Raw genomic sequence first — 19729 nt, forward strand, 5'->3', positions numbered from 1 at the left:
CCCCGCCCCACCCCCGATCCGCGGGCGCCGGCGGGCGCGGCCGCGCGCCCGCCCGCGGCCGACCGAGCCCCCCCCCCCGCGCGGCGCCCCCACCTCGACACCGGCGTCCCGGCCGGGGACAACGCCGAGCTGCTGCGCACCGACCTCGCCCTGCACCGGGCGATCTACCGGTGCGTGCACAACCCGTTCCTCGAGGACACGCTGATCCGGTACGACAACCTCGCGACGCGGATCTGGTGCGTGTTCGTGCCCCGGCTGTCCGGGATGGCCGGCCACGTCGACGAGCACGTCCCGCTCCTCACCGCGATCATCGAAGGTGACGCCGAGAAGGCCGCCGCGTTGACGCTGGAGCACGTCACCGGGTTCGAGGCCGCCATCCGGGCGTTGATCTAGACCGCCAGCCGGGTCCGCACCCAGTCGTGGAAGGCGCCGATGTGGTGCTCGCTCGGCACGAGCACCCCGCCGTTGGCGTACGCACGCGAGTCCATCGCCAGCTGGCAGCGTTCGCACGCTTCGAAGTCCTGCAGGTTGACGCGGTGGAACAGCTCCACCGACCGGGTCAGGTCCGTGCCGGATTCGACGACTTCGGGCAGGTAGAGCCAGTCGCAGCGGACCAGCGTCCGGTCCGGGGCGAGCGGGAACATCCGGTGCAGGATCACGTGGTCCGGGACCAGGTTGACGAAGACGCCCGGTTTGATGGTGATCGCGTAGTACTTGCGGTCCTGGGCGTCGGTGACGCCGGGGAGGCGGTCGACGCCTTCGCTGCCGTCGACGGTGAAGCCCTTGATGTCACCGCCGAATTCGGCGCCGTGGCCGACGTAGTACTGCGCGGCGTAGCCGTCGGCGAACTCCGGGAGGACTTCGGTGAGCTCCGGGTGGATCGTCGCGCAGTGGTAGCACTCCATGAAGTTTTCGATGATCTGTTTCCAGTTGGCCTTCACGTCGTACTCGATGCGCTTGCCCAGCGCCAGGCCGTCGATGCCGTAGGCGTCGATCTCGTTGGCGCTGCCGAGCCGTTCGGTGACCGCGCCGACGACGGTCTCTTCGAACGACGGCGGCTCGTCGGCCAGGCAGACCCAGGCGTAGCCGAGCCATTCCCGCAGGTGGAGCTTCGTCAGGCCGAACTCGGTGCGGTCGACGTCCGGCATCCCGGTGAGGTTGGGCGCGGCGATCAGCTTGCCGTCGAGGCCGTACGTCCAGGCGTGGTACGGGCACTGGAAGGCGCGCTTGACCGTACCGCTCTCCGAGGTGCACAGCCGGGCGCCGCGGTGGCGGCAGACGTTGAGGAACGCGTTCAGCCGCCCGTCCCGGCCCCGCGCGACGAGCACACTCTCCTTGCCGATCTGCACGGTCTCGAACGACCCGGGACCGGCGAGGTCGGCGCTGCGCACGGCGCAGAACCAGTCCGCCTCGAAGATCTTCGCCTGCTCCAGCGCGAAGACCGCCGGATCGGTGTAGGAGCTGCCAGGCAAGGTGGCGAGCAGGCTCGGCGGCAGGTCGGTTGTGGTCACCGGCGTGGTCCTCTCCGCGGATCAGGACGGGAGTAGTTGCGCAGAACGCGGCTTGTTGCACACTCCGCACCAGAGTGACTCCCGCCCCAACCCCCTGTCAACCCGAACTTTTCAACCCCGCCAAGCCTTTCACCCACACGGCGTGACCACAGGGTCAACTCGCGTGATGGAACAGTCGACACGCGTGATCAGAGGGTCGACACGGACTTGGAGTTGCCCCGGTGAGGCGGACACGGGTTTTCAGGCAGGTGGGGTTTGAGCGTAGTTGGTTCGGGTTTCGGCTGGCGTGTTCTGGCCGATGGTGGAGTGCAGCCGCTTGTGGTTGTAGTAGTGCAGGTAGCGGAACACGTCTTGGCGGGCTTGGGTGCGGGTGCGCCAGATGGTGGCGCCGATCTCGGTCTTCAGCGTGGCGAAGAAGGCTTCGGCGACCGCGTTGTCGTAGCAGGACCCGACCCGTCCGACCGACGGGCGGATCTTGTGTTCGGCGAGGGCGGTGCGGAACTGGCCGGAGGTGTATTGGACGCCGCGGTCGGTGTGGAACACCGCTTGGGGCTGGATGAGGTCGCGGGCGGTGGCGAGGTCGATGGCGTCGCAGACCAGGTCGGTGCGCATGTGGTCGGCCATGGCGTGGCCGACGATTTCGCGGGTGTGCAGGTCGATGACGGTGGCCAGGTAGAGCCAGCCTTCGAAGGTGGGCAGGCAGGTGATGTCCCCGACCATGCGCAGTCCCGGCGCCGATGCGGTGAAGTCGCGGCGGATCAGATCGGCCACGGGGGTGACCGGGCCGGCCGCAGGGCGAGTCAGGCTGCGTCTTTTGCGGCGGGTGATCCCGGCCAGGCCGTGTTCGCGCATCAGCCGCTCCACCCGCTTGTGGTTCACGGTGTGGCCGCGGCGGTGCAGTTCCGCGGTGACACGGGGCACCCCGTAGGCACCACGATGCTCGGCATGGATGCTGGTGATCAGGGTGACCAGTTCGGCTTCGGCCTCCGCTCGTGCGTTGCGGGTCTGCTCGGCGGCGACCCATTCGTGGAAGCCCTGCCGGCGCAGGCCCAGGACCCGGCACAACCGCTGGACACCGAACTCGGTGCGGTGTTCGGAGATGAATCGGTAGCGGTAGATCATCGATCCATCTCGCGCGCAAAATAGGCGGCCGCTTTCCGCAGGATCTCCTTCTCTTTCTGCAGCTCAGCGACCTGCTTCCGCAACCGCGTCACCTCATCGGTCACCGCCGGATCCTCCAGCGGCGGCCCGGCCTCGGCGGCCTGCTTGGCCACGTTCACCCACGACCGCAGGGTTTCGTGATTGACCCCGAGTTCGCGGGCGATCTGCCGCAACGGACGGTCACTCGAGTTCACCAGCTCGATCGCGTCACGACGGAACTGCTCCGGATACTTTGACCTGCGAGACACCAGGACATCCTCCCTCCAGACCACTGTCTGGAATCAAGGTGTCCAGCCCCACGGGGCAACTCCACGAGTTCCGGCTTCAATCACGCGAGTTCTGTCGGGGATCACGCGGGGTCCGGGTTCGGGGGTAGGGTGGCGGGGCGCGGTGCGGGCCGCGCCCCGTCCGCGGAAAGGGCCGAGCCCACCCCCGCTTCACCGCACCACCAGCTCCGCACCTCTTTCCTGCCCGGTGCCGGCGGACCACGGGCGACGAGGGAAGGAGGCACCATGGGCGCGCTGCCCGCGAAACCCAGCCTGGACCAGTTGCGCAAGCGCGCGAAGGACCTTGCGCGCGCCGAAAGCGTCAAACTCGCCGAAGCGCAGTTCCGGATCGCGAGGGACCACGGGTTCCCGAGCTGGCCGAAGCTACAGGCCTACGTCCGGCGCGTCACCGAGCACGGGGAAACCCTGCAGCACCCGTACCACCAGGACGTCGGCTACTACGCCGAGCGCGCGCTCGGCCTGCTCGCCTCGGCCGAGGACGACACGCCCGGCGCGAAGGAGCCGTTCGACCGCTGGAACCAGCCACTCACCCGCGACGGCGCCCGTGCGGTCGTCGCCCGCGAGCACGGTTTCGGTTCCTGGAAGGCACTCCGCGCTCACGTCGAGTCTCTTGTGGACAGTGGTGAGCCGTTCGCCCGCGCGTACCGGGCGATCGAGGCCCGGGATCCCGAGCGGCTCGAAACGCTGCTCGGCGAGTTTCCCGGCCTCGTCGACGCCCGCGGCACCAACGGGAACGACCTGCTCGGCATGGCCGGCGCCACGCACGACGAGCGGCTCAGCCGGATCCTCCTCGACCACGGCGCCGATCCGGCCCGCGGCAACGTCCACGGCTGGACACCCCTGCACCAAGCCGCCTACAGCAACCTGCCGCTCCTGCTCGACCTGCTCCTGCGCCGCGGCGCGCCCGTCGACGTCGCGGCCCGCGGCGACGGCGGCACGCCCCTGGTCGTCGCCCTGTTCTGGGGCCACCGCGAAGCCGCGGAGACCTTGGCCGCGCACAGCCGCGCGCCGGGCAACCTGCGCGTCGCGGCCGGGCTCGGCGACATCGACGCCATCGGCGAACTCCTGACCTCGGGCCGCGGCGGCGCCCACCGCGGTTTCTACCGGCCCCACAGCGGTTTCCCGCGCTGGCAGCCGACGGACGACCCCGCCGAAGTGAGGAACGAAGCCCTCGCCTGGGCGGCGCGCAACGACCGGGTCGACGCCCTCAGGACCTTGGTCGCCCGCGGAGCCGACGTGAACGCCGACGTCTACCGCGGCACCGCGCTGGCCTGGGCGTCGGCGCAGGGCAGGCTCCACGCCGTCCGGACGCTGCTCGACCTCGGCGCCGACGTGAACTTCCGCGGCACGTTCGGCGGCCCGAACCACGGCGAGGGCGTCACGGCGCTGCACCTGGCCGCGCAGTCCGGGCACCTCGACGTCCTCCGCACTCTCGTCGAAAACGGCGCCGACCTCGGCGCGCGGGACGCGATCTTCGGCAGCACGCCCGAGAAGTGGGCGGAGGTGTGCGGGCAGCCGGCCGCACGGGAGCTGCTCAGGTAGACAACCGGAGTCTGTAGTCCGTATCGTCGCAGACGGACTACAGACTCCGTTTTGCCTTCTGGGAGGATCCATGACCACACCCCGCGACGTCTTCACCGCGTTGTCCGACGGAATCAGCGAAGGACGCTTCAGCGAGCTTTCCGCGCTCTACGCCGAAGACACCGTCGTCGAACACCCGCAAGCGGTCCCGCGGCCGACGCGCCTCCACGGCTGCGACGCGGTCCACGAGCGGTTCACCGGCGTCCTCGCCGGAGCCCTGCGGCTCAAGCGCAAGAACGTCGCCGTCCACGAGACGACCGACCCCGAGGTGATCGTCGCCGAATACGACTACGACGCCGAGTCGGCCGAAACCGGCCGGACGATCGCAGCAGCCAACATCCAGGTGCTCCGGATCCGCGACGGCCTCATCGTCCATTCCCGCGACTACCACGACTACCTGCGGCTCGCGGTCATCCGCGACGGCGTCGACGACCTGGTCAAGGCCTACGAGCAGGCACCGCCGCGTGAGCTGTCACCGGCCGCCTCGCCGACCTCGGGCACGGTGTTCGAGCAGCTCGTCCACGGCGTGGCGGGCAAGCGCTGGGCTGAACTGCCGGACCTGTACGCCGAGCAAACCCACGTGACGCACCCGTTCCTGCCGGGCGCGCCGGTGCTGCGGACGCGTGACGAGCTGCGAAAGCACTTCGCGGCGGCCAAGGACGTCGGCGTCGACTTCGAGGTCGCGGACCTGGTGACCTACCAGGGCGCCGACCCGGAGGTGCTGATCGGGGAGTTCGCTTACCAAGGCGACTTCGGTGGCGGACGGGTGCGGATCGCGAACATCTTCGCCATGCGCGTCCGCGACGGCCTGATCGTCGAATCGCGCGACTACGGCGACCACCTCGGCGTCGCGGGCGACACCGGGCGGATTCCCGAACTGGCGGCGAAGGTCTAAGCCTCCGCGGCGAGGTCCTCGGGCAGGTCGAACTCGCCGTCGCGAACGCCCTTCACGAACGCGTCCCACTCCCCCGGCGTGAAGACGAGGATCACCCCGTCCGGCTTCGCCGACTGCCGCATCGCCGTGTAGGTGACGCCGTCGGTGTGCTCGATGAACGCGTACTCGACGCAGTCGTCGAGGGTGACGCCTTCGGGCTCGGCCCGGATCCACTCGGCCTTGGTGAAGTCGAGGTGGTGCCGGATGTGCGCCTTGTCGTCGACCGGCTGATCACTCATGTCTCCAGCGTAGCGAAACGACCACCGAACGCACTGAAGGGGACGCCCGGCGCGGGCGTCCCCTTCAGCGTCCTGGAACTGTGTGACCGAACTGTGTTGCCGAAAGAAGGTCAGGCGGTCTCGGTGATCGGCCGGTCCACCCACGACATCAGGTCGCGCAGCTTCTTGCCGGTCGCCTCGATCGGGTGCTGGTTGCCCTGCTCCTCGAGCTTGGTGAAGTTCGGCCGGCCGGCCTCGTCCTCGGCGACCCATTCGCGGGCGAACGTGCCGTCCTGGATCTCGCCGAGGATCTTCTTCATCTCTTCCTTGACCGCCGGCGAGATGACGCGCGGGCCGCGGGTCAGGTCGCCGTACTCGGCGGTGTCGGAGATCGAGTAGCGCTGGCGCGCAATGCCGCCCTCGTACATGAGGTCGACGATCAGCTTCAGCTCGTGCAGCACCTCGAAGTAGGCGATCTCCGGGGCGTAGCCCGCCTCGGTGAGCACCTCGAAGCCGGTCTGCACCAGCGCAGACGCGCCACCGCAGAGCACGGCCTGCTCGCCGAAGAGGTCGGTCTCGGTCTCCTCGGTGAACGTCGTCTTGATGACGCCGGCACGGGCGCCACCGATGGCGGCCGCGTAGGAGAGGGCGAGCGCCTGGGCGTTGCCGGAGGCGTCCTGCTCCACGGCGATGAGCGCCGGGACGCCCTTGCCGTCGACGAACTGGCGGCGGACCAGGTGGCCCGGGCCCTTCGGGGCGACCATGGCGACGTCGACGTTCGCCGGCGGCTTGATCAGGTCGTAGCGGATGTTGAAGCCGTGCCCGAAGAAGAGGGCGTCGCCGTCCTTGAGGTTCGGCGCGATGTCCTGCTCGTAGATGTGGCGCTGCTTGGTGTCCGGCGCCAGGATCATGATCAGGTCGGCCTCGGCCGACGCCTCGGCCGGGGTGAGCACGCGCAGGCCCTGCTCCTCGGCCTTCGCCCGCGACTTGGACCCCTCGGGCAGGCCGATGCGGACGTCGACGCCGGAGTCGCGCAGGCTCAGCGAGTGGGCGTGGCCCTGGCTGCCGTAGCCGATGACAGCGACCTTGCGCCCCTGGATGATCGAGAGGTCGGCGTCGTCGTCGTAGAAGATTTCCACTGCCATGGGGGTTACTGCTTCCTTTCCTGACTTACAAAGTTTCTAGCGCGGTGAAGTTGCGGTGATCGAGCGGGCGCCGCGACCCACCGCGACCATGCCGGACTGGACCAGCTCGCGGATGCCATAGGGCTCCAGCATCCGCAGCAACGCACCGATCTTGTCCGACGTCCCGGTCGCCTCGACGGTGAGCGCCTCCGGGGACACGTCCACCACCTTCGCACGGAAGAGCTGGACGGTTTCGAGGACCTGGCTGCGCACGGTGTTGTCGGCGCGAACCTTCACCAGCAGCAGTTCACGCTGCACGGCGGTCGACTGCTCCAGCTCGACGATCTTGATCACGTTGACCAGCTTGTTGAGCTGCTTCGTCACCTGTTCGAGCGGTAGCTCTTCCACGGCGACCACGATCGTCATGCGGGACACCTCGGGGTTTTCCGTGGGCCCGACGGCGAGGGACTCGATGTTGAAACCGCGCCGGGAGAACAGGCCCGAGACGCGCGCGAGCACACCCGGCTTGTTCTCGACCAGGACACTCAGCGTGTGGACGCTCATCTCAGCGCTCACCTTCCCCAGCGGCTTCCGCGGCGGCTTCGGTCGTCTCGACCGAAACCTCGTCGTCGTCGAACAACGGCCGGATGCCCCGGACCGCCATGATCTCGTCGTTGCCGGTGCCGGCCGCGACCATCGGCCACACCTGGGCATCCTTCCCCACGACGAAGTCGATCACGACGGGGCGGTCGTTGATCTCCATCGCGCGGCGGATGGTGGCGTCGACGTCTTCCTTCGTCTCGCAGCGCAGGCCGGCGCAGCCGAGCGCCTCGGCCAGCAGGACGAAGTCCGGGATGCGGTGCTTGTGCGTCCCGAGGTCGGTGTTGGAGTACCGCTCCGAGTAGAAGAGGTTCTGCCACTGCCGGACCATGCCCAGGTTGCCGTTGTTGATGACGGCGACCTTGATCGGCGCGCCTTCGATGGCGCAGGTGGCCAGCTCCTGGTTGGTCATCTGGAAGCAGCCGTCGCCGTCGATCGCCCAGACCTGCTTGTCCGGGACGCCGAACTGCGCGCCCATCGCGGCGGGCACCGCGTAGCCCATGGTGCCGAGGCCGCCGGAGTTGATCCACGTGCGCGGGTTCTCGTACTTGACGAACTGCGCGGCCCACATCTGGTGCTGGCCGACGCCCGCGGCGTAGACGGCGTCCGGGCCGACGATCTGCCCGATCCGCTCGATGACGTACTGCGGCGACAGCGAACCGTCGTCCGGCCACTCGTAGCCGGCCGGGTAGTTCTTGCGCCAGTCGTCGGCCTGGGTCCACCAGTCGGCCAGGTCGGGCTGGCCGCTGTGGTCGAACTCCGCCTTCACGGCGGTGATGAGTTCGCCGATGATCTCCTTGCAGTCGCCCACGATCGGGACGTCGGCCTTGCGGTTCTTGGAGATCTCGGCCGGGTCGATGTCGGCGTGCACGACCGCGGCGTCCGGCGCGAACGAGGACAGCTGGCCGGTGACCCGGTCGTCGAACCGGGCGCCGAGCGCGATCAGCAGGTCGGCGCGCTGCATGGCGGCGACCGCGGCGACCGTGCCGTGCATGCCCGGCATGCCGAGGTGCTGCGGGTGCGAGTCGGGGAACGCCCCGCGCGCCATCAGCGTGGTGACGACGGGGATGTTCGTCAGCTCAGCGAGTTGCTTCAGCTGCTCGTGCGCCTCGGCCTTGATGACACCACCGCCGACGTAGAGCACCGGGCGCCGCGCCTTGGCGATCAGCTTCGCGGCTTCGCGGACCTGCTTGCCGTGCGGGCGCAGCGTGGGGCGGTAGCCCGGCAGCCGCAGCTCGGTCGGCCAGGAGAACGAGGTCATCTCCTGCAGCACGTCCTTGGGGATGTCCACCAGGACCGGGCCGGGGCGGCCGGTCGAGGCCAGGTGGAACGCCTCGGCGATGGTCCGCGGGATGTCCGCGGGATCCGTGACGAGGAAGTTGTGCTTGGTGATCGGCATGGTGATGCCGCAGATATCGGCTTCCTGGAACGCGTCGGTGCCGATCAGCGCGCGGGACTGCTGGCCGGTGATGGCCACGACCGGGACCGAGTCCATGTTCGCGTCGGCGAGCGGGGTGACCAGGTTGGTCGCGCCCGGACCCGAGGTCGCCATGCAGACGCCGACCTTGCCGGTGGCCTGGGCGTACCCGGTGGCCGCGTGGCCGGCGCCCTGTTCGTGGCGGACCAGGACGTGGCGGACCTTCGTCGAGTCGAGGAGCGGGTCGTAGGCGGGCAGGATGGTGCCGCCCGGGATCCCGAAGACCACCTCGGCGCCGACGGCCTCGAGCGAGCGCACGAGGGACTGGGCGCCGGTGACGCGCACCGGCGTTCCCGCCGGTGGCGCCGGCTTCGGACGTGCTCCGGGCGTTCCGGGCGTCGGCCCGGGCTTCGCGTCGCTGCGCGACGTCGCACTGGTCATCGGATCTGCCTCGTGGGTCTCGGTGTCACTCGTTCGGGTCGGTTTGTGCGGTGGGGCCGGGAATCTCTTCCCTTGGGCAACAAAAAACCCTCGCCGACCGTAAGGTCGCACGAGGGTTCGCGCGTCGACGCAGCGGAAAGTCTTCCCTAAGCGTCGACGCGCTTGGGAAGTACGAGGCCGGTCAGCGGTGTCACGGCGATGACGCTAGACCGAACGCCATGCGGGTGTCAACTCTGCGGGATGGTGTGTCCGCATGCTGGACGCCTTCGCGGCGCACGTCACGTCGTCCCGACCCGGGTTCGGGCCGGGTGTGCGCGCGGTGCACCATTTCCGTGTGGCCGAAAAACAGCAGGACGAAGGCCGGAAGGCCGTCTTCCGCGTCCCCCGCACGTCCTTCATGGCGATCGCCCTCCTGACGATCTGCGTGACGCCGATCGCGCTCGGGGAGATCCCGTACCTGCAGTGGCTCTACATCTTCCCGATCGCGCTGGCGGTGTTCGTGGTCCGCCACCGCACGATCGCGACGCGCTCGGGGCTGGCGGTCCGCACGATGTTCGGCCACCGCGACATCCCGTGGTCGGCGTTGAAGGGGCTCGCGATCACCAAGAAGTCGCGGGTGCAGGCGGTGCTGAAGGACGACACGAAGGTGCCGCTGCCGACCGTGCGGACCCGGCACCTGCCGGTGCTGTCGCTGGTGAGCGACGGGCTGGTCGCCGACCCGAGCGGGGTGCTCGCGGCCGAGGACATCAAGCCCGGGACGTCGGAGACCCCGGCCGGCGAGTAACCCGGCCCCCACCCTCGACGGACCGGCTTCGCCCGGCGGCGTAAATTGGTCCTACCAGTTTCGCTGGCCACCCTTTGACCTGGGAGTTTCCCGTGCCGCCTCTTCGTTCCCGGACCACCACCCACGGCCGCAACGCGGCGGGCGCGCGCTCGCTCTGGCGTGCCACCGGCATGACCGACAGCGACTTCGGCAAGCCGATCGTGGCGATCGCCAACTCCTACACCCAGTTCGTGCCCGGCCACGTGCACCTGAAGGACCTCGGCGAGATCGTCGCGGGCGCGGTCAAGGAAGCGGGCGGCGTCGCGCGCGAGTTCCACACGATCGCCGTCGACGACGGCATCGCCATGGGCCACTCCGGGATGCTCTACTCGCTGCCCTCGCGCGAGATCATCGCCGACTCGGTGGAGTACATGGTCAACGCGCACCAGGCCGACGCGCTGGTGTGCATCTCCAACTGCGACAAGATCACCCCGGGCATGCTCAACGCCGCGATGCGCCTGAACATCCCGGTCGTGTTCGTCTCCGGCGGCCCGATGGAGGCCGGCAAGGCCGTCGTCGTGGGCGGCGTCGCGCAGGCCCCGACCGACCTGATCACCGCGATCGCGGCGTCGGCGAGCACCGAGGTCGACGACGAAGGACTCGACGTCGTCGAGCGCTCGGCGTGCCCGACGTGTGGGTCGTGCTCCGGCATGTTCACCGCGAACTCGATGAACTGCCTCACCGAGGCGCTGGGGCTTTCGCTGCCGGGCAACGGCTCGACGCTGGCGACGCACGCCGCGCGCCGCGCGCTGTTCGAGGAGGCCGGCCGCACGGTCGTCGAGCTGTGCCGCCGCTGGTACGAGGAGGACGACGCGTCGGTCCTGCCGCGCTCGATCGCTTCGAAGGCGGCGTTCGAGAACGCGATGGCGCTGGACATGGCCATGGGCGGTTCGACGAACACGGTGCTGCACGTCCTCGCGGCCGCCCAGGAGGGCGAGGTCGACTTCACGATCGCCGACATCGACGCGATCGGCCGCCGCGTGCCGTGCCTGTCGAAGGTGGCGCCGAACTCCGACTACCACATGGAAGACGTCCACCGGGCGGGCGGAATCCCGGCGATCCTCGGCGAGCTGTACCGCGGCGGCCTGCTCAACACCGACGTGTGGTCGGTGCACTCACGTGACCTCGAGTCGTGGCTCGGTTCCTGGGACATCCGGGCGGCTTCGCCGTCTTCCACGGCGGTCGAGCTCTTCCACGCGGCCCCGGGCGGGGTCCGCACGACGCAGGCGTTCTCGACTTCGAACCGCTGGTCATCGCTGGACACGGACGCGGCGGGCGGCTGCATCCGCGACGTCGAGCACGCGTACACGAAGGACGGCGGCCTGGCGATCCTGCGCGGCAACCTCGCGGAGAACGGCGCGGTGATCAAGGCGGCGGGCATCGACGAGGACCTGTGGCACTTCGAGGGCCCGGCGCGGGTGCTGGAGAGCCAGGAGGAAGCGGTGTCGGCGATCTTGAAGAAGGAGATCCAGCCGGGCGAGGTCCTGGTGATCCGCTACGAGGGCCCGGCGGGCGGCCCGGGCATGCAGGAGATGCTGCACCCGACGGCGTTCCTCAAGGGCTCGGGCTTGGGCAAGAAGTGCGCCCTGATCACGGACGGCCGGTTTTCCGGCGGCTCATCGGGCATTTCGGTGGGCCACATCTCCCCGGAGGCGGCGGCGGGCGGCCTGATCGGCCTGGTGGAGAACGGCGACCGCATCCTGCTGGACATCCACGAGCGCCGCCTCGAGCTGCTGGTGGACGAGTCGGTGCTGGCGGAGAGGCGAGCGAAGATGGAGGCGTCCGAGAGGCCGTGGCAGCCGAAGGACCGCCAGCGCCCGGTGACGGCGGCTTTGCGCGCGTACGCCCGGATGGCGACATCGGCGGACACGGGCGCGGTCCGCGACGTGAACAAGTAGCCCTGGCTCGAGAAGGCCGTCCTGGTTCGCCGGGGCGGCCTTCCGGCATTCAAAGCCTGGCTGCGACGGCCATGCTTGAGCCGCTTTTTCGGCCTCCCAGGTACCTCAGCCGCGAGGGGGACCCCCGATTTCAACGTTACCGGAGCGCACCGACAATTCCGGACCCGCGAACCGCAGTTGTCCACAGCTCCGCTCCGAGCCGACCAGTTATCCCCAGGCCGGCGCTACCGAAGCGGCCAACCGCGGGTCCGTCCCGCCAGTACCGTCTTCCCGAACCGCTACAGGGAATCTCCCGGCCGGGCAGGGTGTGGAGACGGTTCTCCTGGACGGTAAATCCGTAGTCCACGTTGATGCAGACAGCGACATGTTCCGACTATGGGCCGTCGACGACCAACCGCCGATCGCGGTGAACGACTGGGGCTCCGGCCGCCACGGCCCCGGCGACAAGCGCCAGAATCGACCCATTCGATGGGACCCATGACAATCACATGGTCAATGGGCGCTGCGCCCGCCCCGCAACCAGGCCAAAAGCCTTTACCTGCCCCCTACGCCGCGAGGGGGACCCCCGATTTCAACATTACCGGAGCGCACCGACAATTCCGGACCCGCGAACCGCAGTTGTCCACAGCCCCGCTCCAAGCCGCCGAGTTGTCCCCACCCCGAGCCGACACGACCTCGGCACGGCGAAATCGCTACCGCGTCAGAACAATGACCACGACAGCCGCGGCGGCCGCGAGCAGCAGCGAGACCAACCCCAACGGCAACGGCCGCTTCCGCCAAGGCGTGTTCCGCTCCAGCGAAATCGGCCCGGAGCCGGTGAACAGCAGGCTCAGCGCCGAAGCCGCCAGCAGCAGCTCGAACTCGAACCCCTGCCCCGAACCCTCGAAGAACCCGCCGCGGAACTTCGCGTACACCGCATTGGCCGCCACCCCGAGCAAGCCGGCCGCGGCCAGCGGCGTGAACAGCCCGACGATCACCAGCACGCCACCACCGACTTCGGTGATTCCCGTGATCCACGACAGCAGCGTCGTCTGCTTGTGGTAGCCGTACGTCTCCAGCACCCGCGCGAACCCGCCGATGCCCGGCCCGCCGAACAGGCCGAACAGGTGCTGCAGGCCGTGCGCTCCCATGGTCACGCCGAGCGCCAGCCGCAGAATCAGCAGGCCGAGCCCGAGGCCTCCCTGGCGCGGGGTGTCGTCCGGCCGATCGTCCTCGACGCCCGACAGGAGGCTGGTGGGCTGCTGCGAAACGTCGTCTCCACTGCTCACCCGCGCAGGTTAGGCGATCGCCGCGGGCCTGGCGAGCTCAGTATTCGCCGTGCACCAGGTTGTCCGGCAGCTCGCCGCCGGCGTACCGGGCGATCTCGGCCGCGGCGACGGCGTACGACCGGCCCCGAACCCCGCGCACGGCCCCGCCGACGTGCGGCGTCAGCAGCAGTCCCGGCGCCGTCCACAGCGGGTGCCCGGCGGGCGGCGGCTCGGGGTCGGTGACGTCGAGGGCGGCCCGCAGCCGGCCCGTGGTCAGTTCGGCGACCAGGGCGTCGGTGGCCACGACGGCGCCGCGCGAGACGTTGACCAGCACCGCACCGTCGCGCATCCGGGCCAGGAACTCCGCGTCGACCATCCCGCGTGTGCGGGAGGTCAGCGGCACCATCAGCACCACGACGTCGTGCAGCTCGAGCAGCCCGGGCAGCTCACGCACGCCGTGCACGCCCTCCCGCGCGGTCATCCCGACCATCGTGCAGCGCGCGTCGAACGGCTCGAGCCGGCGTCGCAGGTGCTGTCCGAGGTCGCCGGCGCCGACGACGAGCACGCGCTTGCCCTGCAGCGTGTCCGCCGTCTGCCGCTCCCACCGGCCTTCGCGCTGCGCCGCGGCGAAGACGTCCAGCTTCCGGTAAATCGACAGCAGCGCCGCGACGACCCACTCGGCCGTGCTCCCGCCGTGCGCGCCGCGGCAGGTGGAGAGCAGGACGCCGTCGGGCACTTTGCCGACCCAGTCCTCGGCGCCGGCGGACAACAGCTGGATCAGCTTCAGGTTCGGCAGCGTGCGCCACAGCTGCTCCCCCGGCGGGTGCTTGCCGGGGATGAGCACCTCGGCCTTCCCGGCCTCGGGCGGCACCGGTTCGCCCCACTGGTAGCGCACGGGCAGGACCCGCGGGACCTCGGCGAGCACGGTCATGCCCTCGTCGTCGGGCACCAGCACGGTCAGCCTCATGATCTCCAACGTAACCGAGGAGTACTCACCCATGGTTCACGCACCGGCCCTTAGGCTGGGGGATCATGCGCACCCGCTACCGTTCGGCCCTGCTGGCGATCTTGGCCTGCGGCGTCCTGCTGCCCGCCGGGTGCGCGCGGTTCGACGACACCGCGGCGGGCCAGACGTTCAGCCCGGCGCCGGTGCCGAGCCCCGAGTCGCCGCCCGAGGTCCAGGGTCCCGGCGCGGACTCCGGGAGCGACCCCAAGCAGGCGCGGCCCGGCCAGTCGGCCGCGCCGGTGCCGCCGCCGCAGGGCTGCAAGGACTTCGACCCGTCGGTGATCGCGACCTGTCTGGACACCGTCGCCGCGGTCGCCGGCCTGCCGGGTGACGGCTCCACGCCCAGCGCGCTGGCCGGCGAGCGCAAGAGCGGCCGCGTCGTGCTGGCGACGAGCGGCAAGGACGCGACGGACTTCGCGAAGCTCGACGTCCAGGCGGCCGGTGACGGCGGCCTGACCGGGCTCGCGCTGTCGCCGTCGTACGTCGAGGACCAGCTGGTGTTCGCCTACGTCACGACCGCGACCGACAACCGCGTCGTGCGGTTCGCCAAGGGCCAGTCGCCGAAGCCGGTGCTCACCGGCATCCCGAAGGGCACGTCCGGCAACCGCGGCACGATCGGCACCGACAACCGGGGCGCGCTCCTGGTCGCGACCGGCGACGGGGGCAACCCGGCCGCCGCGGCCGACCCGAACTCCCTCGCCGGGAAGCTGCTGCGCATCGACACCTCAGGCAAGGCCGCGGCGGGCAACCCGAACGGCTCGCTCGTGGTGGCGGCCGGCCTGCACGCGCCGGGCGGGGTGTGCGCGTCGGCCGACGGCGGCCGCGTCTGGGTCACCGACCGCCTCGCCGACAAGGACGCCCTCTACCGGATCCAGGCCGGCCAGCCGCTGGCGACGCCGGCGTGGACGTGGCCGGACAAACCGGGTGTCGCGGGCTGTGCCGACTTCGTCGACGCCAACGGCTCGCTCTCGGTCGGCACCGCACTGGCCGGCAACCTGCAGAACCTGCCGGTCAGTCCGGACGGGGCGATCAGCGGCAAGCCGACGGTCAGCCTCGACGGGAAGACCGGCAAGCCACCGCTGACGTACGGGCGGCTCGCCGGCATGAGCATGATCAACCCGCAGCTGGCGGTGGCGGGCACGGTCAACAAGGACGGCGGCACCCCGGTCTCCAGCGACGACCGCGTCGTGCTGATCACCCCGGCCACGTCCGGCGGCGGCAACGGCAAGGACTGACCTGCGGGTTTTCGCCGGTCGCCGATTATCGACCACGCCGCGCGCGTCCAGGACCGGCCGCGCGCAGCGACCGATCCGCGCACTGCCACGGCCGGTGCCGGACCGCCCTCGCCCGCCGACCGGTCAGCTCAGCGGCTTCAGCTCCACCCGCCGCCCTTCGGCCGACGACGTCAGCCCGGCCTCCGCCACCTGCAGGCCGCGAGCCGCCGAGAAGAAGTCGTACCGGTGTTGCCGTCCGGCGACCACGTCCCGCACGAACTCCTCCCACTGCGCCTTGAAGCCGTTGTCGAACTCGGCGTTGTCCGGCACCTCCTGCCACTGGTCGCGGAAGGGCTCGGTCGCCGGCAGGTCCGGGTTCCAGACGGGCTTCGGCGTCGCCGAGCGGTGCTGGACGCGGCAGCGCCGCAGCCCGGCGACCGCGCTGCCCTCGGTGCCGTCGACCTGGAACTCGACGAGCTCGTCGCGGAAGACCCGCGTCGACCACGACGAATTGATCTGCGCGATGACCCCCGACTCCAGCTCGAAGATGCCGTACGCGGCGTCGTCCGCGGTCGCCGCGTACGCCTCCCCCTGCTCGTCCCACCGGCGTGGGATGTGCGTCACCGCCTTCGCCGTCACCGCCGAGACGCGGCCGAAGAGGTTCTCGAGCACGTAGTTCCAGTGGCAGAACATGTCGAGCACGATCCCGCCGCCGTCCTCGGCGCGGTAGTTCCAGCTCGGGCGCTGCGCCTCCTGCCAGTCGCCTTCGAAGACCCAGTAGCCGAACTCGCCGCGCACCGACAGGATCCGCCCGAAGAACCCGCCGTCGATCAGCCGCCGCAGCTTGAGCAGCCCGGGCAGGAACAGCTTGTCGTGCACGACGCCGTGGCAGATCCCGGCGTCCCGCGCGAGCCCGGCCAGCTCCAGCGCCGCCGGCAGTGTCTCGGCGAGGGGCTTTTCGGCGTAGATGTGCTTGCCCGCGGCGATGGCCTCCCGCACCGACGGCTCACGCGCCGACGTCAGCTGCGCGTCGAAGTAGATCTCGACGTCCTGCAGCGCGGAGCCGGGATCGGTGGTCCACGCCGTCAGGCCGTGACGGTCGGCGAGGTCCTTGAGCTTCGCGGCGTTGCGCCCGGCGAGGATCGGCTCGAGCTGCACGCGGCTGCCGTCCGGGAGGGTGACGCCACCCTGTTCGCGGATCGCCAGGACCGACCGGAGCAGGTGCTGCCGGTAGCCCATCCGGCCCGTCACCCCGTTGAGCAGCACTCCGATGCTGGACTGGTTCATCTTTCCAAGCCTTCCTGGTCGAGCGGGATGTCGTATTCGGTCCGGCGGCCGCACATGCCGTAGCCGTCCGGGTTCGACGGCGTCGCGACCCGCAGGCCGGACCGGTCGAGGTGGCTCCCGTCGCCGTCGGCGAGCGCCTTGAGGTGCGCGCCGGTCAGTTCGGCGGCCCGCAACGCCCCGGCCTGCCAGCGCGGTACCCACTCTGCGACCTTCGGCGCGACGAGCGCGACGGCCGCCCGGTGGAACGCCCGCAGCGGTTCCGGATCGCCGTCCCGCAGGGCGTCCCGCAGCGGCAGGTACCCGCGAACGGCCAGGTCACGGCGTTGCCGCGCGGCGTCCTCGGTTTTCGGCAACGCCGCGGCCTCGGCGTAGGCGGCCGCGTCGGCGAGCACATCGGGCGGAAAGGTGAACACGGCGTCCCCGGCCTCCGGCAGCCCGCTGTTCTGCATGAGGACCGTGACGCGCAGGCCGTCGTCCTGCACCATCCGGTGCACGGTGCCGGGCGCGAACCACGCGATGACCCCGGCCGACAGGGGCGTCTCCGCGTAGCCGCCGACGCTCAGGGTCTGGACGGCACCCCGGCCCCCGGTGACGACGTAGGCCTCGGTGCAGGCGAGGTGGAGGTGCGGGCTGCCGCCGCAGACGCCGTCCTCGGCCGCCCAGTCGTAGGCGCGCAGGTGCGAGACGCCGATGCCACCCGGTAGCGGAAAATCGTTCATGACCACCCGTGCCCGTCGAGGTAGCGGGTCACCCGGTCGCGGTCCCAGGCCCCGTCGGCGACAACGATCCGGTACCGGTAGGCGAAGCTTTCGCCCGGCGGCAGTTCGAATTCGTCAAAAAACGCCCACGAGAAGGCGACCATCGGCGCTTCCTGGGCACGGACGAACCAGTGCGACTCGTGGATCGCCTTGTCGTTCTCGGGTGCATGGGCGAAAACCAGCGTCGAATGCGCGTCGACGCCGTCGTGCTCGCCGACGAACGCGAGCCACGGCGCCTGCGCGCCCATCAGGTCCTCGCCCTCGATGTCGCCGGGGCCGAGGACCCGGCCACCGCCGAAGTCCCGGGGCCCCCGCCAGTGCAGGCCGGTGTACCCGGCCAGCTCACGGCCGGCGGTGGTCGGGCTGCCGAACATCAGCGGGGTGTCGCGGATGTTGGTCAGCTCGATCCCCCAGTCGAGCGCCCAGGCCCCTTCGTCCGGCTCGACCGAGTGAACGACGATGTCCCGCCGCTCCCGCGCCCACTCGTCCCCGCCGTTGGCGACCCAGGTGAGGTTTTCGGCGAAGCTCAGCCGATCGGGTTCGACGGTGAAGGCGGCGAATTCGTCGTGCCGCATGGACCCGATGCGGTCGGGCAGCTCCTGGTACCAGTCGCCGGGGACGTAGGTGTGGCCGCCCCAGAAGTTCTGCCCGGACAGGTGGCTCGACGTCATCTGCAGGCCCTTGTGCCACCGGTGGTCGGCGGGCCGGTACCCGCTGACGTGCCGCCCGCCGAGGGTCCGGAGCGGGTGGGCGTAGGGCTTGCGCGACTCGAAGGCCACCGGATCGGGCTTGTACACGTAGGACATCAGCTGGACGCCGCCCGCTTCGACGGACACGTGCTCGCCGTGCCGGTGGGTCACCGTGATCGTCGCACTCATCCGCGGGCTCCTCCCTCGACGCCGGCCATGGAGCGGTAGAAGGCATCGCCCGGCCCGATTTCGCCGCGGCGCACCCCGACCCCGGTGGAGGCGGACTTGTACAGCGCGGCGATGAACTCCAGCACCTGCCGCCCGTCGTCGCCGCTGCACGGCGGCCGCCGCCCGGCCCGGTAGGCGGCGAGGATGGGGGAAAACGCGGCGGCGTGCGAACTGTCGACGTCGTCGGCCGGGGTGTGCCAGCGTTCGACGGCGTCCTCGGCGACGTGCGGCGCCGGGGTGTAGCGCCAGTCCTTGACGCCGTGCCCGTAGAGGTGGGTGAGCTCGGTGGTGGCGAGCTCACAGTCGATCCGGATCCGGCTCACCTCGTCCGGCGAGAGGACGCTGTTGACGACGGTCGCGAGCGCCCCCGACTCGAACCGGACCAGCGCGGTCGAGACGTCCTCGGTCTCGACGTCGTGCACCAGCCGAGCGGTCATCGCGCGCACCTCGGCCCAGTCGCCGAGCAGGTGGAGCAGCAGATCCATCTGGTGGATGCCGTGACCCATGGCCGGCCCGCCGCCCTCGGTCTCCCAGCGCCCACGCCACGGGACCGCGTAGTAGGCGGCATCGCGGTACCAGGTGGTCTGGCAGTGCGCGACGAGCGGGCGCCCCAGCTCCCCGCCGGCGAGCAGGTCCCGGAAGTGAGCGGCGGCCGAGCCGGACCGCTGCTGGTAGACGAAGGCGGCGTACGGACCGCCGTCTCGCTCGGAAACGGTCATCTCGTCGTACTCGGCGAGCGACCGGCACGGCGGCTTCTCGCACCAGACCCAGGCACCGCTTTCGAGCGCCTTCTTCGTCTGCTCGACGTGCAGGCTCGGCGGCGTGCAGATCGAGACGAGGTCCGGTTCCTGCTCGGCGAGCAGGGCGCCAAGGTCGCCGTACGGCTTGGCGTGCTCGGTCCCGGCGCAGAACGCGGCAACCCGCGCCTCATCGACGTCGGCGGCGGCCACGATGTCGACGTCTTCATGGTGGGCCTCGAAGGCGGTCCGGTGACTCTCCGCGATGGCCCCGGTTCCGATGACGGCCACCCGTAAGCGCTTTCCCTCAGCCAACCCGGGTCTCCCTCCACGGCTCCGACGCCCCAGCAGCGCCGATCCGCGCCGCCCGCCACCCACGGAACGGCGATCTCCGCGGCCGGGCTGCGTGCCTCCGACCGTTCCAGAAAGCGCTTTCTCATGCAACGGGCGACCGCGATGTCAACGTTGTCAACGATCGCGATCCACCGGTCGGACGACTCGCGCAGCCGGTCGGAAATTCTCCAGCGGTAGGACTCTTACCGAAGTGGCCCGCGCGGCGCCCCGCGAA

The 19729-nt window shown here is 70.3% G+C and carries 19 protein-coding genes; 6 read left to right on the forward strand and 13 right to left on the reverse strand.

From position 1 onward, the window contains the following. On the forward strand, nucleotides 1–393 hold a 393-nt coding region (locus ACFVYA_RS01865), incomplete at its 5' end, for an FCD domain-containing protein (RefSeq protein ID WP_387041238.1). Here ACFVYA_RS01865 and ACFVYA_RS01870 read toward each other — a convergent pair. The 3 genes from ACFVYA_RS01870 to ACFVYA_RS01880 all read right to left on the reverse strand — a co-directional run bounded on the left by ACFVYA_RS01870 (nucleotide 390) and on the right by ACFVYA_RS01880 (nucleotide 2944). Continuing rightward, nucleotides 390–1511, reverse strand: coding sequence for an aromatic ring-hydroxylating dioxygenase subunit alpha (locus ACFVYA_RS01870; RefSeq protein WP_285985704.1), 1122 nt, complete (start codon nucleotides 1509–1511; stop codon nucleotides 390–392). The genes ACFVYA_RS01865 and ACFVYA_RS01870 overlap by 4 nt on opposite strands. A gap of 240 nt (nucleotides 1512–1751) precedes the next feature. Beyond that, nucleotides 1752–2633, reverse strand: a complete 882-nt coding sequence (locus ACFVYA_RS01875; RefSeq protein WP_387041241.1) for an IS3 family transposase — start codon at nucleotides 2631–2633, stop codon at nucleotides 1752–1754. Further along, nucleotides 2630–2944: a transposase gene (locus tag ACFVYA_RS01880; protein ID WP_387041244.1), complete on the reverse strand. Its 315-nt coding sequence runs from the start codon at nucleotides 2942–2944 to the stop codon at nucleotides 2630–2632. Before ACFVYA_RS01880 ends, ACFVYA_RS01875 begins: the two co-directional genes overlap by 4 nt. A gap of 240 nt (nucleotides 2945–3184) precedes the next feature. Here ACFVYA_RS01880 and ACFVYA_RS01885 point away from each other — a divergent pair, with 240 nt between their 5' ends. Further along, on the forward strand, nucleotides 3185–4501 hold the full coding sequence (locus tag ACFVYA_RS01885) for an ankyrin repeat domain-containing protein (protein WP_387041247.1): 1317 nt from the start codon (nucleotides 3185–3187) through the stop codon (nucleotides 4499–4501). 70 nt (nucleotides 4502–4571) lie between these two features. Further along, entirely contained in the window at nucleotides 4572–5435 is an 864-nt protein-coding gene (locus ACFVYA_RS01890; protein WP_387041250.1) for a nuclear transport factor 2 family protein, read from the forward strand. On the opposite strand, the gene ACFVYA_RS01895 is transcribed toward ACFVYA_RS01890, so the two are convergent. From ACFVYA_RS01895 to ACFVYA_RS01910, 4 genes are all read right to left on the reverse strand, one after another. Then, complete coding sequence (locus tag ACFVYA_RS01895; protein ID WP_013223584.1) at nucleotides 5432–5713, reverse strand: DUF397 domain-containing protein; 282 nt, start codon at nucleotides 5711–5713, stop codon at nucleotides 5432–5434. The genes ACFVYA_RS01890 and ACFVYA_RS01895 overlap by 4 nt on opposite strands. A gap of 110 nt (nucleotides 5714–5823) precedes the next feature. Continuing rightward, complete coding sequence (gene ilvC, locus ACFVYA_RS01900) at nucleotides 5824–6837, reverse strand: ketol-acid reductoisomerase (protein ID WP_026469083.1); 1014 nt, start codon at nucleotides 6835–6837, stop codon at nucleotides 5824–5826. A 36-nt stretch (nucleotides 6838–6873) separates the two neighbouring features. Then, on the reverse strand, nucleotides 6874–7380 hold the full coding sequence (gene ilvN / locus ACFVYA_RS01905) for an acetolactate synthase small subunit (RefSeq protein WP_003080760.1): 507 nt from the start codon (nucleotides 7378–7380) through the stop codon (nucleotides 6874–6876). Between the two features lies 1 nt (nucleotide 7381). Beyond that, nucleotides 7382–9274 carry an acetolactate synthase large subunit gene (locus tag ACFVYA_RS01910; RefSeq protein ID WP_285989003.1) on the reverse strand — a complete coding sequence of 631 codons (1893 nt, stop codon included), beginning with the start codon at nucleotides 9272–9274 and terminating at the stop codon, nucleotides 7382–7384. 334 nt (nucleotides 9275–9608) lie between these two features. Here ACFVYA_RS01910 and ACFVYA_RS01915 point away from each other — a divergent pair, with 334 nt between their 5' ends. Next, nucleotides 9609–10058, forward strand: coding sequence for a PH domain-containing protein (locus tag ACFVYA_RS01915; protein ID WP_387041256.1), 450 nt, complete (start codon nucleotides 9609–9611; stop codon nucleotides 10056–10058). Nucleotides 10059–10150: 92 nt separating this feature from the next. Continuing rightward, complete coding sequence (gene ilvD, locus ACFVYA_RS01920) at nucleotides 10151–11995, forward strand: dihydroxy-acid dehydratase (protein WP_387041258.1); 1845 nt, start codon at nucleotides 10151–10153, stop codon at nucleotides 11993–11995. Between the two features lie 692 nt (nucleotides 11996–12687). Here the strand turns inward: ilvD and ACFVYA_RS01925 are convergent. Both ACFVYA_RS01925 and ACFVYA_RS01930 read right to left on the reverse strand, forming a co-directional pair. Beyond that, entirely contained in the window at nucleotides 12688–13263 is a 576-nt protein-coding gene (locus tag ACFVYA_RS01925; protein WP_387041261.1) for a DoxX family membrane protein, read from the reverse strand. 37 nt (nucleotides 13264–13300) lie between these two features. Continuing rightward, complete coding sequence (locus ACFVYA_RS01930; RefSeq protein ID WP_387041264.1) at nucleotides 13301–14209, reverse strand: 2-hydroxyacid dehydrogenase; 909 nt, start codon at nucleotides 14207–14209, stop codon at nucleotides 13301–13303. A 65-nt stretch (nucleotides 14210–14274) separates the two neighbouring features. Here ACFVYA_RS01930 and ACFVYA_RS01935 point away from each other — a divergent pair, with 65 nt between their 5' ends. Further along, nucleotides 14275–15483: a PQQ-dependent sugar dehydrogenase gene (locus tag ACFVYA_RS01935; protein WP_387041267.1), complete on the forward strand. Its 1209-nt coding sequence runs from the start codon at nucleotides 14275–14277 to the stop codon at nucleotides 15481–15483. 123 nt (nucleotides 15484–15606) lie between these two features. On the opposite strand, the gene ACFVYA_RS01940 is transcribed toward ACFVYA_RS01935, so the two are convergent. From ACFVYA_RS01940 to ACFVYA_RS01955, 4 genes are read right to left on the reverse strand one after another with little or no spacing between them, the layout of a single operon-like run. Then, entirely contained in the window at nucleotides 15607–16749 is a 1143-nt protein-coding gene (locus tag ACFVYA_RS01940) for a Gfo/Idh/MocA family protein (RefSeq protein WP_285988997.1), read from the reverse strand. Then, nucleotides 16746–17468 (reverse strand): cupin, encoded by a 723-nt coding sequence (locus ACFVYA_RS01945; protein ID WP_387041270.1) that lies wholly within the window; start codon nucleotides 17466–17468, stop codon nucleotides 16746–16748. The genes ACFVYA_RS01940 and ACFVYA_RS01945 overlap by 4 nt, the downstream gene beginning before the upstream one ends. Continuing rightward, on the reverse strand, nucleotides 17465–18385 hold the full coding sequence (locus ACFVYA_RS01950; RefSeq protein ID WP_387041272.1) for a PmoA family protein: 921 nt from the start codon (nucleotides 18383–18385) through the stop codon (nucleotides 17465–17467). Before ACFVYA_RS01950 ends, ACFVYA_RS01945 begins: the two co-directional genes overlap by 4 nt. After that, the gene (locus ACFVYA_RS01955) at nucleotides 18382–19452 is read right to left on the reverse strand and encodes a Gfo/Idh/MocA family protein (protein WP_387041275.1); all 1071 of its coding nucleotides are present in this window, start codon (nucleotides 19450–19452) and stop codon (nucleotides 18382–18384) included. The genes ACFVYA_RS01950 and ACFVYA_RS01955 overlap by 4 nt, the downstream gene beginning before the upstream one ends. Between the last annotated feature and the right edge of the window lie 277 nt (nucleotides 19453–19729).

This window comes from Amycolatopsis sp. NPDC058278 (genome assembly GCF_042881395.1).
In the GTDB taxonomy this organism is placed as follows: Bacteria; Actinomycetota; Actinomycetes; order Mycobacteriales; family Pseudonocardiaceae; genus Amycolatopsis.

Bases quoted from the DNA above. Each gene is read 5' to 3' on its own strand.
- ACFVYA_RS01875 (WP_387041241.1), bottom strand. From the start codon at position 2,633: ATGATCTACCGCTACCGATTCATCTCCGAACACCGCACCGAGTTCGGT.
- ACFVYA_RS01885 (WP_387041247.1), top strand. From the start codon at position 3,185: ATGGGCGCGCTGCCCGCGAAACCCAGCCTGGACCAGTTGCGCAAGCGC.
- ACFVYA_RS01890 (WP_387041250.1), top strand. From the start codon at position 4,572: ATGACCACACCCCGCGACGTCTTCACCGCGTTGTCCGACGGAATCAGC.
- ACFVYA_RS01895 (WP_013223584.1), bottom strand. From the start codon at position 5,713: ATGAGTGATCAGCCGGTCGACGACAAGGCGCACATCCGGCACCACCTC.
- ilvC (WP_026469083.1), bottom strand. From the start codon at position 6,837: ATGGCAGTGGAAATCTTCTACGACGACGACGCCGACCTCTCGATCATC.
- ilvN (WP_003080760.1), bottom strand. From the start codon at position 7,380: ATGAGCGTCCACACGCTGAGTGTCCTGGTCGAGAACAAGCCGGGTGTG.
- ACFVYA_RS01910 (WP_285989003.1), bottom strand. From the start codon at position 9,274: ATGACCAGTGCGACGTCGCGCAGCGACGCGAAGCCCGGGCCGACGCCC.
- ACFVYA_RS01930 (WP_387041264.1), bottom strand. From the start codon at position 14,209: ATGAGGCTGACCGTGCTGGTGCCCGACGACGAGGGCATGACCGTGCTC.
- ACFVYA_RS01935 (WP_387041267.1), top strand. From the start codon at position 14,275: ATGCGCACCCGCTACCGTTCGGCCCTGCTGGCGATCTTGGCCTGCGGC.
- ACFVYA_RS01940 (WP_285988997.1), bottom strand. From the start codon at position 16,749: ATGAACCAGTCCAGCATCGGAGTGCTGCTCAACGGGGTGACGGGCCGG.
- ACFVYA_RS01945 (WP_387041270.1), bottom strand. From the start codon at position 17,468: ATGAACGATTTTCCGCTACCGGGTGGCATCGGCGTCTCGCACCTGCGC.
- ACFVYA_RS01950 (WP_387041272.1), bottom strand. From the start codon at position 18,385: ATGAGTGCGACGATCACGGTGACCCACCGGCACGGCGAGCACGTGTCC.